This is a genomic window from Dehalococcoidia bacterium (assembly GCA_035528575.1).
Taxonomy (GTDB): Bacteria; Chloroflexota; Dehalococcoidia; order E44-bin15; family E44-bin15; genus DATKYK01.
This window is the reverse complement of record DATKYK010000005.1, coordinates 48,847-66,007: the sequence shown is the minus strand read 5'-3', so window position 1 is coordinate 66,007 and position 17,161 is coordinate 48,847. Positions and strand designations below refer to the sequence as shown.

Genomic DNA, 17,161 nt, shown 5'->3' with positions numbered 1-17,161 from the left:
TTCTCATGCTTCGCTCTTCCCCCGGTGCAGGGATAGGGCCAAGAGGCCGGCTATGCTCTTGGCATCCCGGATCTCACCCGATTTAATCAGGCGGTGAACCTGTTTCAATGGGATGGGTACCACCTCCAAAATCTCGTCCTCATGGGCCTGGCTGGGACCGGGCTTGAGTTCAGTGGCGAGGAAAAGGTGCAAAAACTCGGTGGAGTATCCCGGGCTGCTGTAGAAACCGCCAAGCCGCTCAATCCTCCCGGCGATATACCCGCTCTCTTCCGCTAGCTCCCTCAGGGCACTCTTCAGTGGCTCCTCGCCGGGTTCGATGACGCCGGCGGGGACCTCCAGAAGCTCTTGCGCTGCCGCTTGGCGAAATTGGCGTACCAGGATAACATTATCATCCGCGTCGAGGGCAATAATGGCGACACAATCCGGGTGCTCTACCACCTCCCGGGTGGTCTCCCTGCCGCCGTGGAGCACCACCCTATCGAGGCGAAGTTTCACCCGGCGCCCGTCATATATTTGTCTGCTGTCTAGGGTTTGCTCATCCATCAGCACGAAGATTCCGGCTTATAAATTAGTGCCACCTCATCGCAGTCGGGGAACTTGGGGCAGCGAAAACACTCCCCCCATATCTTGTGCGGTAGCTCCTTTTTGTCCACCTGTCGAAAGCCAAAGTGCTCGAAGAAATCGGGCCTGTAGGTGAGACAGAAGATGGTCTTCATCCCCATACTAGTCGCCTCTTCAAGGCAAGCCTGAATCAGCAGAGTGCCGGCCCCCTGATCCTGCATCCCCTCGACCACGGATACAGCCCTTATCTCTGCCAGATCGGACCAGAATATATGAAGCGCGGCACAGGCAACCAGTTGTTCGTCATCGAGTACCACGAAAAAGTCCCTCACGTTCTCATAGAGCTCGCTCCGGGCGCGGGGCAACATCTCTCCCTTATCGGCAAAGTGATTGACCAGCTTGTGAATATGAGGTATGTCACTAATGCGGGCCCTTTCCGCCTTCATTTTGGCACCAATCTCTCCATCAGGACGGTGTAGTAATAGCCACGCGGCTGAACCCTGAGGAAACGGGCTACGTGATGGCTGAGGTTGACCTTAACTTCATCACCGCTTTCCAGCGACAGGTTAATCTGACCGTCGATGCTGAGCATCGCTTGATGGTCGGTGTGCACTTTTAGCTCAACGATGGCTGTGGGTGGAAGCACCACCGCCTTGGCGAAGGTGAGGTGGGGGGAAATGGGGTTTAATAGGATCTCCCTAGACTGGGGATAGAGGATGGGTCCACCTGCGGCCAGGGAGTGTCCTGTGCTTCCGGTTGCAGTGGCGAGAATGACACCATCCGCCTTGTAGGTGGTTAAAGGAGCACCATCGATGGTGGTCTCCACGTAGATTACCCTGGATATGGCGCCACGCCCTATGACAATGTCGTTTAAGGCATGATATGTTCGTTTGCCTGGCAGTTTTGCCTGGAGCATAGCGCGCTCATCAACCCAGCCCTCTCCTGCCAGTAAGGCAGTGAGTCCATCCCTAGCCTGCTCAACGCTAAGCTCGGTCATAAACCCAAGCCTGCCCAGATTTATCCCCACAATGGGAATGGACTTAGGTGCGACAGCGCGCGCTGCCCGCAATATAGTGCCATCGCCGCCAATGCTGAGGACTAGCTCCGTGCTCTCAATCTGGGCCCCGGCACTCTCCTCATCCCAGGCAGAACAGAGCCAAACAAGCGCATTCAGGGAGGGTAAAAAGTCTGCCAACTCCTCGGCAAAAGCCCTGGCAGCAGCGATCTTTGGATGATAGAGAATACCAACCCGCTTCAAGAACTGCTCTCAATACCTAATCAAAACAACAAAGATTTTTAGGCTAAATTGCACTGGGAAGTCTAGCATTGCTCATAAGGGCTGTCAAGGGAGAAAGATACTAGCGGCAGTCTCTGCAAACTTCATCAGCATCCAGGGGTAAATACCGAGCGCTAACACCCCGAGGCAGGCGATGGAAAGTGCAACGCGGAGCCCAATTGAGGCATGTACCTTCTCCTCTGATAGTGGCTCTCCCAGGAACATCACGCGTACTACCCTCAAATAGTAGTATGCCGAGATCACCGAGTTAATAACGGCAATGATAACCAGCCATAACAGCTCGGCGTTAACGCCGGCACTGAAGATATAGACCTTGGCCATGAACCCTGCGGTAGGCGGGATGCCGGCAAGTGAGATGAGGCAGAGCGCCAAGGCTATGGCATATAGCGGGGCCCGCCGCACCATACCGGAATAGTCAGCGATTTCATCGCTGTTGATCTTGTTGGAGATGGCAATAATGGCGATAAACGCCCCAAGATTGGTGAGGGCGTAGCATGCCAGGAAGAAGATTAGCGCGCTACTTGCCTGGGTGGTAACCGCCGCCAGCCCGATTATAAGATAGCCCGCCTGGGCGATGCTGGAGTACCCCAGCATGCGCTTGATGTTCTTCTGGGCGATGGCGACCACATTGCCTACGGTCATGGTGATGGCAGCAATCACGGCGAATATCATCCCCCAGTCCGCGCTCGCCGCCCCGAAGGCCTCATAGAAGACCCTCAGTACAATCGCAAAGCCCGCCGCCTTGCTGGCTACAGAGAGATAAGCGGTAATTGGTGTGGGCGCCCCTTCATAAACATCGGGGACCCACATCTGGAAGGGAACGCTGGCGATCTTAAAGCCGAAGCCGGCAACTAGTAGAACGATGCCCATGAGGAGCGCCGGACTTGCCAACAGACTCTGAGATGAAATAGCCGCGGCAATCCCCTCAAGATGGGTGGTACCGGTTAGCCCGAAGACAAGCGCCATACCATATAGCAGCACCGCGCTGGCCACTGCACCCAGGAGCAGGTACTTCAATCCCGCCTCGCTGGACTTGGGATCCTTGAGAAAGCCGGTTAAGACATAAAGAGATATTCCGGTCAACTCTAGGGCTATGAAGATAGAGATCAGCTCCCTAGTTGATGCCAGCAACATCATCCCCGTGGTAGCCAAGAGCACCAGGGCATAGTACTCCGCGCGAAAGGCGTTGAACTTACGGGCATACTCAGTAGAGGACAGTAGTATTAGAGCTGCCACTCCTAGGAAAAGTAGGCAGAAGAAGATAGAGAAATAGTCAACAGCCAGCGTGCCGCCGAAGGATGTCTCATTTCTACCCCATAGGGATAGAGCGAAGATGGCAGGCACGATGAGCCCGATAATGCTCACCCATCCCAGGATCCACTTTTCCTTGATGAATAGGTCGAGGAGGATCACAACCAGAGCCAGGGCCAGGAGGCTTATCTCAGGTGACAACAGATAAAGATCCAATGCTCGCTCCTTAAACCACCTTCGCTAAATTTAGTAGCTTCTGGGTATCCTCGTGCAGATCATCCCATATCTTCGGGAGATCTTCTGGTGAAACCCAGATTCCTTCGCCCACGTCGCTGCCCGGTCGGAATTCCCTCCCGATCAAGCGTGCTATAGAATCAATGTAAATAACGTGAAGCGTTGTCTCACTATCCGACTTTACGATCCGCTCGAAGGGAGGTAGCAGAGTCTGCAGTTGTATCTGGAGATCGGTTTCCTCCTTCACTTCCCTCGTTATTCCCTCCTCGATACCTTTCCCAAATTCCAGTGTACCCCCGGGGCAGATCCATTTCCCCTGCCAGAAACCATTCCTCTCCGGCACATGCTTTACTAGCAGGACCCGCCCCTCCTCATCACCGATCACGGCTCCAACTGCTACCTTTATCTCACCCACTGAACACCCCAAGAATTGACTGAATGCTTGGTTTAATAACATCGGTGAGTATTGCCGGATAGAGCCCGATGAGCATGATCAAAGCTATAAAGGCGAATGTGTACACCTTTTCCAGCCTGTCAGCATCGGGTGCACCATTATATTCATCCCTAGGCGGGCCGTAGAACACGCGCCGCAGCATCCACAGGATGTACCCCGCACCCAGCACCACCCCGGTAATTGCCAGAATGGTGTAGACCTGAATGCCGGAAACCATGGTGCTGCCGAAGCTACCAATGAAGGTTATGACCTCGGCGGCGAAACCGCTAGTGCCAGGAAGGCCCAAGGCGGCAAGGCCGGCAATGCTGAAGACGACCGCGACTACCGGCATCTGACGCACCAGCCCGCCAAGCTTGGGGATGCTACGCTCATGCGTTTTGCTGTAGACTAGCCCAACCGACGCAAATAGGAGTCCGGTTATGACGCCGTGGCTGACCATCTGCAGCACGGCGCCGGTCATGCTCACATGGGATAAGGCAAAAATGCCGAGTAGGACGAAGCCCATATGGCTCACGCTGCTGTAAGCGATCAGTCTCTTTAGATCGGTCTGCCGCAACGTCAATGCCGCACCGTAAATCACACCGACAACCGCTAGCACAATGAAGAACGGCGCATAGCTATGCGCAGTCTCAGGGAATATGCCCACCGCAACCCGTATCATACCGTAGCCCCCCATCTTGAGGAGCACTCCGGCGAGCACTACGCTCACCGCGGTTGGGGCATCGGTATGCGCATCGGGGAGCCATGTGTGTAAGGGGAAAATGGGCAGCTTAATCGCATAGGCAGCGATAATAAGGAAGAATATCGACGCTGCCATCATTGAGCTGAGGATGGAGTCGAGGCCCATTCCCGCCAGCGCTATCATATCGAAGGTACCCGCCTGGAAATAGAGAAGCAGGATGCCGGCAAGCATAAAGGCGCTGCCGAAGAGGGTATAGAGGACGAACTTGATTGCCGAGTACTCCTTCCTCCCCGTGCCCCAGATGGAGATGAGCATATACATCGGTATCAGCTCCACCTCCCAGAAGATGAAGAATAGGAGAAGATCCAGGGAGCAGAACACTCCCAGGATGCCCGTTTCCAGTACCAGGAGCCAGGCAAAGTATTCCCTGACCCTGAGGTCTATCTTCCACGATACAAGCACTGCGACGAGGCCGATAAAGGTGGTAAGGATTACTAAGGGCAGGCTTAACCCGTCGACGCCCATAAAGTACTGGACATCGATTGCCGGGATCCACGACACCTGTTCCACAAACTGGGGCCCGTCAAGTGAGCGGTCGAACATGGAGAAGAGAGCCAGCGACAATATAAACGATACCGCGGCAAAGGCAGTGGCAGTGAGCTTTATACGCCTGTGGTTAGCCCCCAGCAGGGCAATGACTATTGCCCCGATGAGGGGGAGGAAAATTATTACCGATAGATAAGGAAAATCCAACCTTTCCTCCTAATTTCTAGCTAAATATGAGCAGGAAAGCTACGATTGCCAGGATGCCGACAAATATGGACAGTCCATAGACCTGTAGCTGTCCCGTTTCTAGCCTCCGCATAAGGCTCCCGCCCGCCACTGTAACCGTGGCGATGCCGTTTACCGCACCGTCAACAATGTATGTGTCGATCCATTCAAGGGCGGCGGAAATGCCGTCTATAAAGAATCTCATCAAGAAGAATCTCTCGTAAAGCTCATCAAAGAAGTATTTACGGATGAGTAAGGTATAGATGGGGCCAAGGCTCTGCCCGATAGATTTCGCTGACACTAGCTTCCTTCCGTATATGGCATAGGCTAGCAAGATACCGGCGATTCCAAAACCGAGCGACGCCCAGGCCAACCAGCTGGTGAGGGCGCCAAAGAAGCTGAAATGGACATCCGCCCCTAAGAAATCTCCAACTGGCAGCCACCCCGCAATTACTGCAAATATGGCTAGAATAACAAGTGGGATGATCATAATCTTGGGCGACTCATGCAGGCCATGGCTATGACTGCCTTCCACATCACCCCGGTACTCTCCATGGAAGGTGAGAAATACTGCGCGGAACATATAGAAGGCGGTCATGAAGACGGTGATCATCGCTAACCAGAATAAAACTGGAGTGTACGCATTTGCTTCGTGCAGGATGCCTTCTTTGCTCCAGAATCCCGCCAGCGGCCAGATCCCGGCAAGGCTCAATGAGCCTATTACGAAGGTGGCATATGTCCAGGGTTGCACCTTCCTGAGTCCTCCCATCATCCGCATATCGAAGGTTCCCGTAGCGTGGCTGACGCTGCCTGCTCCCAGGAAGAGTAGCGCCTTGAAGAAGGCATGGGTGAACAGATGGAAGATTGCCACCGCTACACCCAGCGCCAGGGCATGATGCTCATCTAAGTGACCGCTGGCATAACCTATACCGACTGCTCCCAGTCCCAGCATCATATAGCCGAGCTGGCTGATGGTGGAGTATGCCAGAACGCGCTTAACATCGGTCGCCACCAGACCCATAGAAGCAGCGAATATTGCGGTAAAGCCTCCAATTATGGCCACTATAGTGATCGCTGTCTCCGATGATGCGAACACGGGGAACATACGCGCAACCAAGTAGACGCCTGCAGTTACCATGGTAGCGGCATGGATTAGGGCACTGACTGGTGTCGGGCCCTCCATGGCATCGGGGAGCCATACATGTAGTGGGAACTGGCCCGATTTTCCCACCGCCCCCGAGAAGATGCCGATAGCCGCTAAGGTAAGCGTTGAACCGCCTAGTACCCCCGCAAGGGCGAGCGTATGAAGTTCCCCGATATCGAATGTGCCGGTTTTGACGTAGAGGAGTATGACCGCGACCAGGAAGCCGAAGTCACCGAGACGGGTTACCAAGAAGGCCTTCATCGCTGCCCTAGCTGCCTCGGGCTTATGGAACCAGAATCCGATAAGGAGGTATGAGCAGAGCCCTACACCCTCCCAGAACAGAAACAGGAAGAGGAGGTTGTTGGCCATCACTAGCCCCAGCATCGAACCGGTGAAAAGCGACATGAAGGCAAAATAGCGGGCAAGTCCCCCGTCTCCCTTCATATAACCTATGGAGTATATCTGTACCAGTAAGCTTATGGTGCTGACTGCAACTACCATTATCGCTGCCAGCGAGTCCATCGTAATACCAATATTGATCGCCATATCGCCGATGGACAACCACTGGTAGCTGACGTCCGTCAGGACATGATGCTCCGCTCCATTGACCGAGATTAGTGCCCAGATAGAAAGTGCGAGAGAGCCCGCTATGGCAAAAATAGTAGTATACGCGCTGAACTGGGGCTTATGATTGAAAAACGGCCTCAATATCAGTGCGATAATGAGGAAGGAGAAGAACGGCAATAGAAATATGGCCCAAACTGCTACATTCGGCATAGTACTACCACTTCATTAGATCGAATTTCTCTGCATCCACAGTTTTCTTTCTTCGATAGATGGTAATTATAAGCGCCAGACCAACCGTAACCTCGGCGGCAGCGACTACCATAATAAAGATGACAAAGACCTGTCCGGTGATGACATGGCTATACCGGGAGAAAGCCGCCATAGAGATACTCACTGCAGCAAGCATTATCTCGATGCTCATCAGGATTATCACCGCATTTCTCTTTGCCAGAACGCCATAGAGCCCGATAGAGAAGAGCACCGCTGAAAGGATCAAGAAATGCTCGAGTCCAACAGACATCGTCTATTTCTCCCTCACCAGCACTATAGCCCCGATTATCGCTGCCAGCAGAAGCACTGCTGCTATTTCGAAGGCAAGGACGAAGCCATCCACCTTATTAAACAGGGCATCTGCGATCGCTGATGTGGTGGGCTGGGTGGGAATCTCAGCGACGACATGCCAATCGGTATTCAACACCACAAAGAGCATGGTTATTAGAAAGAAAAGCCCTATCAGTAAGGCAGGGAGCCGTAGTCGCCCCGAGGGGCTGCCCCGCTGGCTCTCTCTGGTAAGCATGATAGCGAAGATGATAAGCACCCCGATGGCCCCCACATAGATGAGCACCTGTGCGCCGGCAAGGAAATCGGCACTCAGGGTGATATAGATTCCGGCAACGGTGAGGAAGCATAGCATCAGGAAAAGTGCGGCGCGGAAGACATCGCGCAGTAGTACCACCGCCAGAGCCGCACTAACGCTCACCACCGCCAGAATCCAGAAGGCAATATCTAAACCAATCACGTCACCTTTTCCTTCTCTCTCTCCTCCTCAACCACCCGGTTATTGTCCAGTAGAAGGGCCTGTTTGGGCAGGGCAGGCTCAATCTCGGGACGGGCATAGGCACTCGGCTGTTTTTCGGGGGATGGTATTAGCCCCTCCTTATCCAGTAATAGGTCTCCCCGCCGGTAACAGGATGCTTCGTATATTCTCGATAGATATAGTCGGTGTGCCGGACATGCCTCGATGCACAGGCCGCAGAATATACATTCTCCGAGGTCGATGTCAAACCTTTCCACTCCGGTCGTACCCTCCGGGGTCTCCTGGGGTACTATCCTGATAACCCCGTAGGGACAGGCATTTTCGCACTGCCGGCACCAGGCACAGAAGCCACAGTTGAGGCACCTGTTGGCTTCCTCTATAGCCGTCTCTTCTGAAAAGCCGAGGGCTACCTCCTCGAAGCTGCGGATCCTATCCTTAACCGGTAAGTGGGATACCTTTGCCCTCTCTTTACTCTCGACATCGCTGATATCGAGATCCTCGAAAGCTACCTCCTTTAGTGGCAGCACTGGCTCCAGCTCTCCGAATTTTTCGCCGCGAAGGTAGCAGTCGACGGCGAGGGCAGCCTTGGTTCCTGCCCCGATAGCCTCAACCACAGTCTTGGGCCCGCTCACGGCATCCCCGCAGGCGAAGACGCCGGATATGTTGGCAGCCATGCTGAGGGGGTCGACCTCGAATGTCCCTCTCTTTGTGATATTAAGTTTGTGATCATGGGGCAAGCAGGAGAGGTCAGTGACCTGACCGATGGCGGGAATGAGCATGTCGATGTCGAGTATAAATTCCGACCCATCGACGGGTACCGGGCGCCTTCTGCCGCTGGCATCGGGTTCGCCCAGCTCCATCCGAATGCACTCCAGGCCTGCCAGCTTCCCTCCATCTTCAACAACCCTGACCGGCGCCGCCAGATAATGGATATTGATCCCCTCGGCCTCCGCATCCTCTATCTCCTCCTCAGCGGCGGGCATCTCCTGCCGCGACCTGCGGTAAACAATAGTTACCTCCTTGGCGCCGAGGCGGAGGGCGGTTCGCGCAGCGTCGATGGCCACATTACCTCCGCCAACTATGGCGACCCTATTTCCCACCTTGACCTTTTTGCCCAGGAGTACATCCCTGAGGAAAAAAACCCCGTGATATACTCCCTCAATGTCTTCGCCGGGGATGTCCAGTTTCATGCTTTCATGGGCACCCACGGACATGATAATGGCTTTATAGCCTTGTCCTTTGAGCGATTCCAGTGTCAGGCCATCTTTGCCTAGGGGGCTTTCCAGCTTCAGTTCAACACCAAGCTGCAGTATTCCATCGATCTCCTTTTGCAGCACCGCTTTGGGCAAACGATACTCCGGAATACCTACCGACATCATCCCGCCGGCGACCGGGAGCGCTTCGAAGACGGTCACCCCATAGCCCATCCTCGACAGATCGCGGGCGGCGGTCAACCCTCCAGGCCCTGAGCCAATAACCGCTACCCGCTCGTCTTTGGTTCGGGGGTACGGCATTATCTCTCCCCTGCCTACGCTCATTTCATAGTCGGTCACGAAGCGCTTTAGTTCACGGATGGCGACCGCTTTATCCATAGATCCCCGGTTGCAGGCCGTTTCGCAGGGGTGGGTGCAGACCCGCCCGCAGACGACGGGGAAGGGATTGGTTTGCCTGATGAGCTCAACCGCTTCAACAAATCGACCCTGGGTGATAAGAGAGACATATCCCTGCACATCCACGCTGGCAGGGCACGCCGCAATGCATGGAGCCCGTTTGCGCTCATCCCGTATAAATCGTTGGCCCCGTGCCCGCCTGGAAACATTGAGCCGCTGCTCAGGATACTGTACCGTGATGGGGCTGCGTAAAAGATGCCTGAAGGTAAGAGCCATCCCCTTGGCAACGCCACGGCCGAAATGCCTGAGGCTAAACCTCTCCCCGTACACCCTGAACATACTTGACCATAGGATAATGAGTATGATGGCGACGGGGATATTAATGAACATAAGCCACCAGGGGAACGAGGGCCAGACGATAACCTCAATCGCGGTGATAAAGATATTTGCCAATGCCAGTGGGAAGAGGAACTTCCAGGCAAACTCCATCAGTTGGTCCACCCTGAGCCGGGGCAGGGTGCTCCGTATCCATACGAGGGTGACAAAAACCAGTAACACCTTAATCATGAACCACAACACCGCCGGTAGTAGTGGCCCGCTGCCTCCACCGAGGAAAAGGGTGGTCAGGATAGCGGAAACGGCGAAGGCGTGAGCGTATTCCCCGAGCATAATGAGGCCATACTTCATTCCGGAGTATTCCGTATGGAAGCCGGCGACAATCTCCGAATCTGCCTCCAGGAGGTCGAAGGGGCTGCGGTTGATCTCTGCGGCTGCTGCCAGGAAGAAGATCATTAACCCCAAGGGTTGGAGCAGAAGGAAGGGCACGGTCTGTGCCTCCACGATACTCACCATGGACATGGAGCCGGTTATTATGAGCACACCAATGATGGAGAGCACCAGCGGGATCTCATAGCTTACCATCTGGGCCACAGCGCGCATGGCACCAAGCAGGGAGTATTTATTGCTTGAGCCCCACCCCGCCATGAAAATACCAACTACGCTCAGAGAGGATATCGCTATTATGTAAAGTATGCCGATATTAAGGTCGGCGATGAAAGCACCGTGGCCCCAGGGTATGATAGCGAAGATCATTAATACGGGAGTGAAGATTATTATGGGGGCTAGCCAGTGAACCCAGCGGTCCCCCAGGATGGGGATGATGTCCTCCTTCAGCAGTATCTTGATGGCATCTGCTACCGGTTGAAGGATGCCCTGTGGGCCTGCTCGATTGGGCCCCTGGCGAACCTGGAATCTTCCTATCCCTCTCCGCTCGATGTAAATAAAGGCCATTACCACAAGCAGAATAAAGGTGGAGAGGATGGCGAAGGCGATGACTACGGGTATGAGGTATGCTGCCCAACCGGGGATATAGCCCAGCAGCCAATCCTGGAACTGCTCGAGAACGCCCACTAGCGATCCACCTCGCCCATACAGATGTCAATGCTGCCAAAGGTGATTATGGCATCTGCCAGCATCCGTCCGATAATCATATCGCGGAGTACGGTGAGGTTTAGTAGTGTTGGGGCACGTACCTTGAAGCGATAGGGTTTAGCAGAGCCATCGCTCACCAGATAAAAGCCCAGCTCTCCCTTGGGGCCCTCCACCCTGCCGTAGGCTTCCCCTTTAGGCGGCTTGAATGTCGGCGATACCCTGGTGCGTACCTCCCCTTGGGGAATCTGCTCCATAGCCTGCTCGATAATGCGCACGCTCTGCTTAATCTCCTCTATCTTAATCCGGTACCGGTCGTAGTTATCGCCATTGGTGCCGGTAGGGATGTCGAAATCGAACCGGTCATAGATAGAGTAGGGATCTGCCTTGCGCAGGTCCCACTTTACCCCGCTGGCACGCAGCACCGGGCCGGCGACCGAAGCGTTGATTGCCTTATCCGCTGGTAGAATGCCCACTCCCTTGGCGCGGGCAAGTACCACCTCGTTCTCGGCAAGAAGCTGGTCGTATTCATCGATATAGCGGGGCATCTCACCGATAAACCTCTTCAGTGCCGGTATAAACTCCTGGGGGATATCGTGGCTAACCCCGCCGAAGCGCATATAGTTATAGGTCAGGCGCTGCCCGCAGGCCATCTCAAAGAGGTCTAGGATCTTTTCCCGCTCGCGTAACATATAAAGGACCGGCGTCATGAAGGCTCCCATGTCGTTGAAGAAAAATCCCACTCCCATGAGGTGACTGGCAATCCGCATAAGCTCGGCCATTATTATTCTGATATATTCTGCCCGCTCGGGGACCTCGATACCGGCAAGCTTCTCCACCGCTAGCACGTAGGCAAAGTTATTGGACATCGAGGCCAGGTAGTCCAGCCTATCGGTAAAGGGGATATTCTGGGTGTAGGTTTTATGCTCTGCGAGCTTCTCGATCCCGCGGTGGAGGTAGCCAAAGATGGGCTCCATATCGACGATCACCTCGCCATCGAAGGTGACCCTCATCCGAAATACCCCATGGGTTGAGGGGTGCTGCGGCCCTATATTAATAGTGACTGGCTCGGTCTTGAGCGTCATTTACTCCCTGCTACGTCGCTTTCCCACCGCCCGGCACGTCTATAACAAAATCCTTCCTCAGAGGATGCCCCTTGAACCCATCCCAGAGGAAGATTCGCTTCATATTGGGGTGTCCCTCAAAGGAGATGCCCATGAGGTCATAGATCTCGCGCTCCTGAAAATCGGCCCCCTGCCACAGGCTGACCACCGAGGGCAGCCTGGGATTTTCGCGCTCATCGCACCTCGTCTTTAAGATGATGCTATGGTTATTTTCTAGCGAGGTTAGAAGGTATACCAGTTCGAAATAGTCGATGTAATCGACGGCGGTGATGCTGTTGAGGTAATCGAGATCGAGGCTCTCTTTGATGAAGCGCGCCACTTCAAGAAGCGCTTCGCCGCGGACGAAAACAGCGGTTTCATCGGAACCAGTGATCGCGTCGGGGAATCGCCCTCCTACTTGCTGTGCGACCTCTGGGCCGGAAAGCTGCTTAGTCATCCTTTTCTTTCTTTATAAGTTTGTCTTTCAAGACCTTGCGATGCAGCTCCATGAATCCGTGGAGCAGACCCTCGGGGCGAGGCGGGCACCCGGGGATGTAGACGTCTACCGGGACGATGAGGTTTATCCCGGGAACCACGCTATAGGAACCACGGAATGCCCCACCGCTGATAGTGCAGGCCCCCATAGCTATGACCCACTTCGGCTCGGCCATCTGATCATAGATTCGCCTCAGGGCTGGGGCCATCTTCCAGGTGAGCGTGCCGGCAACAAGCATCAGGTCGGCCTGGCGTGGGGAGAAGCGAAAAACCTCCATGCCGAATCGAGAGAAATCATAGCGCGAAGCAGCAGCACAGATCATCTCGAAGGCGCAGCAGGCGAGCCCCAGGAGAACCGGCCAGACAGAGTAGCGCTTCCCCCAGTCTATAACGTGCTCGGTTGAGGTAAGCAGCACATTGCGCTGAAGCTCCTCATGGAGCCAGGCTACCGGATCGGGATAGGGCTCCCTTGAAGCTGCGATGAGCGCCTCTATTTCCGCGCCCTCGGTCTTATCCAGCTCGCTGCTCACATAGGGCATCTCTATTTCCACTTTAGAACCCCCTTTCTCCACGCATAGACAAAACCGACCATCAGGATCAGTACGAATGCCAGCATCTCCACCAGCCCGAAGAGCTTAAGCTGCTTTAGCTCCACTGCCCAGGGATAGAGAAAGACCACCTGTACATCGAAGGTTACAAAGAGCAGGGCAAAGAAATAATAGCGGAAGTTGAATTGAACCCGGGAGTTGCCTATCGTTTCCATGCCGCACTCATAGGTGGTGTACTTTGTGGGGTTGGGCTTCCGGGGGACGATGTGGAGGAGCCTGAGGGTAACGGGGATTAGGATCATTGAGGCGGTAAAACCAAGAGCAGCAACGAGGAAAATTCCAATGTAACCGAAGTCACCTAGCAAATATCGCCCCTCCGAGTTAATTTGGAAACCTGCAGTATTTTACAACAACTTTTGGCATTATACAACATGTCATTTTTTTTGTAAAGTGAAAAAAAGCACAATCATAGAATTGCTCACTCCTTGAGGTTGGTTATCGTTTTCTTTTCCTTCCAGTCCTTGGTAAGCGAGAGCACTTTCTATAAATTCGTTAGCCCGGTCCAGGCAAAGTTGGCACCGGGCATTTATCCAGCCCTGAAGTTCATTTATCTGCTCTTGGGCAATGTACTTGAATCCTCCCTGTTTCATGAGATATTCTCTCAGTAGCCTGAGATTACCCCTTTTGGCAGTGGATTCGCTGGCCGAGGTGAGGCGGTACGACAGGGCTATCGCTTTACAGCTCTGGCGACACCTTGATGTGCTCTGGTTTGATGCTTGACAGTTTGTGAATAATGTGACAGAATGCGACTTCCAGAATTGTTATGCAGTAGGATATGGTGGCGGGGCCTTGTGTGAGATCATCAGGCTTCTAGGGATGAGTGCCGGTGATGTTATGTTCTATTAGGTATCGGGAAAGCTCGCTTATTGCGTTACCAGCGGTCCACCCCTACCTTGCGGAAGCATTTCTGGTTTTGCTTGTCCAGCCATCTAAGAAGCGTATTGCGCTGCCTGAAGCCCAGGTAGAGCTTTGATAAATAGTGGGAGCGGATGGGCCCCGGTGGACTCCGCGGACTTCAAATCCGTTGGTGGGCACCTTGCGGTGTCTACGGTAGGTTCGACTCCTATGCGCTCCCGCCAATCTAATTTCAGCGGTTTTACGGAATTATTTGGAGGTGTTTGAAACTCTTCCGCAACGAATTGCTTAGCAGTTTGATCAGCTTTTTGCATTGCCCTCTCCTTTCTTAACCTTCGGCTTCCTCTTCCTTTTATAGTCCAAGCTCAGGACTACCCAATCACGTCCTAGCTTCTTACCGGCAATTTCACCCCGCTAGAGTGTATATGCTCACCAGCCACAGCACAGCTCACCGTCGCCCCAGGCTTAGAATTAGGTTAAAGCGCTCATATTTGCCCTGGAGTGGCTACGTGTTTATATTCGAGGGTATATTTATGGCCGGGGGTGGAGCTGGAAGGTAGAATGGTAATTCTCGACCGGTGAGCCTGTCACGTTGAACTTTGCGTTGAATAGGTATACTAATCAACATGAAAAAGTCATTGAATAGCTACAGAATTTAATAGCAGCAGGATATTCTAGCCTACCCATCTGGCCAACCGGTATCTTGAGCCCGCCAGCCTGTTGCCATCCGCCGCTGCTTAGAGCCATTGACAGGCTCTATCAGATATGGTCTAATTTCGATTGAAATCACGCACGGCGCACATAATTAGCAGGGATTAATACCCTTTCAATTTCAAACTGGGAGGATGTTGCGAAAATGAAAGCCAGGATGGTTAGTATGGTAGTGGCTCTGGTACTTGTATTTTCGTTGGCCTCGGTAATAATTCCAATAGGCACAGTGTCTGCACAACCGCCTTGGTATGTTGATGCTACGAGCTGCCCTGGGCCAGGGACAGGCACGGTGGGCAACCCGTTCTGTAAAATTCAGAGCGCTATCGGGAACGCATCCGCAGGCGATACCATCATCATAGCAGCAGGGCAATACAATGAGCATGACATTACAATAAACAAGTCCCTGACGCTACGGGGTGCAGGTGCGGGAAGCACCTTCGTTGACGGTGAGGATATGAGCAGGGTGTTTTATATAAATAATTCCACGGTCGATATGTCCGGCATGACGATTCGGAATGGCAATGTTTCAACCGCAGCAAACGGCGGCGGTCTATATAACGAATACGGCAATGTGACGATGACCAACTGCACCGTAAGTGGGAATGAGGCTTATAATGGAGGCGGCCTATATAACAACGGTGGCAATCTCACGATGACCGGCTGCACCATAAGTGGGAATGAGGCTAATTTTTGGGGAGGCGGCATTTATAGAGACGGGGGCGAGGTGACACTGACCAAGTGCACCGTCAGCGGAAACACTGCCGCGAGCGGGATGCTCGGCGGTGGCATTTATAACAACGGGGGGGCGGGAGATGGGCTGACGATGACCGGCTGCACCGTCAGCGATAACAAGGCCGATACCGAAGGCGGCGGCATTCGGAACGATGGCCCGCTTGAGATGACCAACTGCACCATAATTGGAAATGAGGCTCCCGACGGAGGCGGCATTTATAATAGTGGCAATGTGACGATGACCGGCTGCACCGTAAGCGGAAACGATGCCGACAATAATGGTGGTGGCATCTTTAATGATTATGGTGATGAGCTGACGATGACCGGCTGCACCGTAAGCGGAAATGAGGCCTATAACGGAGGCGGCATTTATAACTACGGCGGTCACGTGACGATGACCGATTGTACCGTCAGCGGCAACACTGCCCGGGACGGCAACGGCGGCGGCATTGGTACCGTCGGGCCGGATTTCACGGTGACGATGACCAACTGCACCATCAGCGGAAACAACGCCTCTGGCGATGGCGGCGGTATTTATAACAATGAAGACGAGGTGACGCTGACCAACTGCACCATCAGCGGCAACGAAGCCGGGGATAACGGTGGTGGTATTCGTAATGATAGTGGCCGAGTGGATATGACCAACTGTACAGTGAGTGGAAACAACGCTAAGGAAGGTGGTGGCATATATACCTACGTGGGCCTTACAACTCTTACTAACTGCACGGTAAGCAATAACTCTGCACAGAATTGGGGTGGTGGCGTTTATAACGAAGGGACGGGTTGGGCGGAGTATGTAGAGCTAAGATGCACCATAATATACGGTAATAATGCTGCTGTTGATAAGAACTACTACGGTGAGTACTTAGACATCGGCGGCGAATCCATCGTAGATGAGCTTCTTAGCCCTGCTCCCGACCCCCTCCTCGGCCCGCTTCAGGATAACGGGGGTCCCACAGAGACCCACGCTCTAATAACTGGCAGCCCGGCCATAGACGCCTGCATTGTTTCATGTAACCTAACCACCGACCAGCGGGGGCAACCACGGCCGGCGGACGGGGATATAGATGGCACCTACGTCTGCGACGTGGGAGCATATGAGAGACAGGTTGCAGTTGGCGGGATTGTCGAGCCTGTGGATAAGATTGGCATACTAGCACCGTGGCTGGGACTTGCTGCTCTTATAGTGGTAGCTATGACAGTTGCAGTGTTGATTAAGAGGAAGAGAGTAGCGTAGGCTACACGGTAGCGTACAGAAAGATAACAGGGGCTACCCGAAAATAGGTGGCCCCCTATCTTTTTACCCACAGCACTGACAGCCTAGTTTTCACTACTATATAGGCAGCGTTGCCTTGCCTTGCCCGATAGGGCTACGCACGGTGCTTGCGGGCTGCGCTCCTGCTTCCCCGCACCCTTGAGCCTGCCAGCCCGCACTGCGGTATCGACGTGTGTCAAGCCCTCCCTACAAAAATCCACATTTTTGTCAGGGTTTTCCCCACACAAAAATATACAGACTTTCCCCACAAAAAATACAGACTTTCTCTACAGACAAAAGTGCCGTTCACCATTACAATTAAATTGATAATGGGAATGTTGCGCCAAGAATAGCCATAATCACATAC

17 protein-coding genes, 1 tRNA gene and 1 pseudogene are annotated in these 17,161 nt (G+C 53.7%); 2 read left to right on the top strand and 17 right to left on the bottom strand.

From position 1 onward, the window contains the following. Window positions 1-3: 3 nt before the first annotated feature. From VMX96_00685 to VMX96_00610, 16 genes and pseudogenes are all read right to left on the bottom strand, one after another. On the bottom strand, window positions 4-543 hold the full coding sequence (locus tag VMX96_00685; GenBank protein ID HUU62429.1) for an NUDIX hydrolase: 540 nt from the start codon (window positions 541-543) through the stop codon (window positions 4-6). Next, complete coding sequence (locus VMX96_00680) at window positions 543-1,007, bottom strand: N-acetyltransferase (protein HUU62428.1); 465 nt, start codon at window positions 1,005-1,007, stop codon at window positions 543-545. Before VMX96_00680 ends, VMX96_00685 begins: the two co-directional genes overlap by 1 nt. Next, window positions 1,004-1,819: an NAD(+)/NADH kinase gene (locus tag VMX96_00675; protein HUU62427.1), complete on the bottom strand. Its 816-nt coding sequence runs from the start codon at window positions 1,817-1,819 to the stop codon at window positions 1,004-1,006. Before VMX96_00675 ends, VMX96_00680 begins: the two co-directional genes overlap by 4 nt. 84 nt (window positions 1,820-1,903) lie before the next feature. After that, window positions 1,904-3,325 carry an NADH-quinone oxidoreductase subunit N gene (locus tag VMX96_00670; GenBank protein ID HUU62426.1) on the bottom strand — a complete coding sequence of 474 codons (1,422 nt, stop codon included), beginning with the start codon at window positions 3,323-3,325 and terminating at the stop codon, window positions 1,904-1,906. Between the two features lie 10 nt (window positions 3,326-3,335). Then, the gene (locus VMX96_00665; protein HUU62425.1) at window positions 3,336-3,758 is read right to left on the bottom strand and encodes an NUDIX hydrolase; all 423 of its coding nucleotides are present in this window, start codon (window positions 3,756-3,758) and stop codon (window positions 3,336-3,338) included. Continuing rightward, window positions 3,751-5,232: an NADH-quinone oxidoreductase subunit M gene (locus VMX96_00660; protein ID HUU62424.1), complete on the bottom strand. Its 1,482-nt coding sequence runs from the start codon at window positions 5,230-5,232 to the stop codon at window positions 3,751-3,753. Before VMX96_00660 ends, VMX96_00665 begins: the two co-directional genes overlap by 8 nt. Window positions 5,233-5,248: 16 nt before the next feature. Next, window positions 5,249-7,171 carry an NADH-quinone oxidoreductase subunit L gene (gene nuoL / locus VMX96_00655; protein HUU62423.1) on the bottom strand — a complete coding sequence of 641 codons (1,923 nt, stop codon included), beginning with the start codon at window positions 7,169-7,171 and terminating at the stop codon, window positions 5,249-5,251. Between the two features lie 4 nt (window positions 7,172-7,175). Next, window positions 7,176-7,481: an NADH-quinone oxidoreductase subunit NuoK gene (gene nuoK / locus VMX96_00650; GenBank protein HUU62422.1), complete on the bottom strand. Its 306-nt coding sequence runs from the start codon at window positions 7,479-7,481 to the stop codon at window positions 7,176-7,178. 3 nt (window positions 7,482-7,484) lie between these two features. Continuing rightward, window positions 7,485-7,979, bottom strand: coding sequence for an NADH-quinone oxidoreductase subunit J (locus VMX96_00645; GenBank protein ID HUU62421.1), 495 nt, complete (start codon window positions 7,977-7,979; stop codon window positions 7,485-7,487). Next, on the bottom strand, window positions 7,976-9,883 hold the full coding sequence (locus VMX96_00640) for an NAD(P)-binding protein (protein HUU62420.1): 1,908 nt from the start codon (window positions 9,881-9,883) through the stop codon (window positions 7,976-7,978). Before VMX96_00640 ends, VMX96_00645 begins: the two co-directional genes overlap by 4 nt. A 27-nt stretch (window positions 9,884-9,910) precedes the next feature. After that, window positions 9,911-10,951, bottom strand: a pseudogene (gene nuoH, locus VMX96_00635) (NADH-quinone oxidoreductase subunit NuoH). Window positions 10,952-11,016: 65 nt separating this feature from the next. Continuing rightward, window positions 11,017-12,120, bottom strand: a complete 1,104-nt coding sequence (locus tag VMX96_00630; protein HUU62419.1) for an NADH-quinone oxidoreductase subunit D — start codon at window positions 12,118-12,120, stop codon at window positions 11,017-11,019. Window positions 12,121-12,130: 10 nt separating this feature from the next. Then, window positions 12,131-12,595, bottom strand: a complete 465-nt coding sequence (locus VMX96_00625; GenBank protein HUU62418.1) for an NADH-quinone oxidoreductase subunit C — start codon at window positions 12,593-12,595, stop codon at window positions 12,131-12,133. Continuing rightward, window positions 12,588-13,184: an NADH-quinone oxidoreductase subunit B family protein gene (locus VMX96_00620; protein ID HUU62417.1), complete on the bottom strand. Its 597-nt coding sequence runs from the start codon at window positions 13,182-13,184 to the stop codon at window positions 12,588-12,590. The genes VMX96_00625 and VMX96_00620 overlap by 8 nt, the downstream gene beginning before the upstream one ends. Next, window positions 13,175-13,546 carry an NADH-quinone oxidoreductase subunit A gene (ndhC, locus tag VMX96_00615; GenBank protein HUU62416.1) on the bottom strand — a complete coding sequence of 124 codons (372 nt, stop codon included), beginning with the start codon at window positions 13,544-13,546 and terminating at the stop codon, window positions 13,175-13,177. Before ndhC ends, VMX96_00620 begins: the two co-directional genes overlap by 10 nt. Window positions 13,547-13,615: 69 nt before the next feature. Continuing rightward, window positions 13,616-13,831: a hypothetical protein gene (locus VMX96_00610; GenBank protein HUU62415.1), complete on the bottom strand. Its 216-nt coding sequence runs from the start codon at window positions 13,829-13,831 to the stop codon at window positions 13,616-13,618. A gap of 391 nt (window positions 13,832-14,222) precedes the next feature. Here VMX96_00610 and VMX96_00605 point away from each other — a divergent pair. Both VMX96_00605 and VMX96_00600 read left to right on the top strand, forming a co-directional pair. Further along, a tRNA-Sec gene (locus VMX96_00605) sits at window positions 14,223-14,320 on the top strand. 632 nt (window positions 14,321-14,952) lie between these two features. Next, entirely contained in the window at window positions 14,953-16,776 is a 1,824-nt protein-coding gene (locus VMX96_00600) for a right-handed parallel beta-helix repeat-containing protein (protein ID HUU62414.1), read from the top strand. Window positions 16,777-16,859: 83 nt separating this feature from the next. On the opposite strand, the gene VMX96_00595 is transcribed toward VMX96_00600, so the two are convergent. Further along, entirely contained in the window at window positions 16,860-16,994 is a 135-nt protein-coding gene (locus VMX96_00595; protein HUU62413.1) for a hypothetical protein, read from the bottom strand. Window positions 16,995-17,161: the final 167 nt, after the last annotated feature.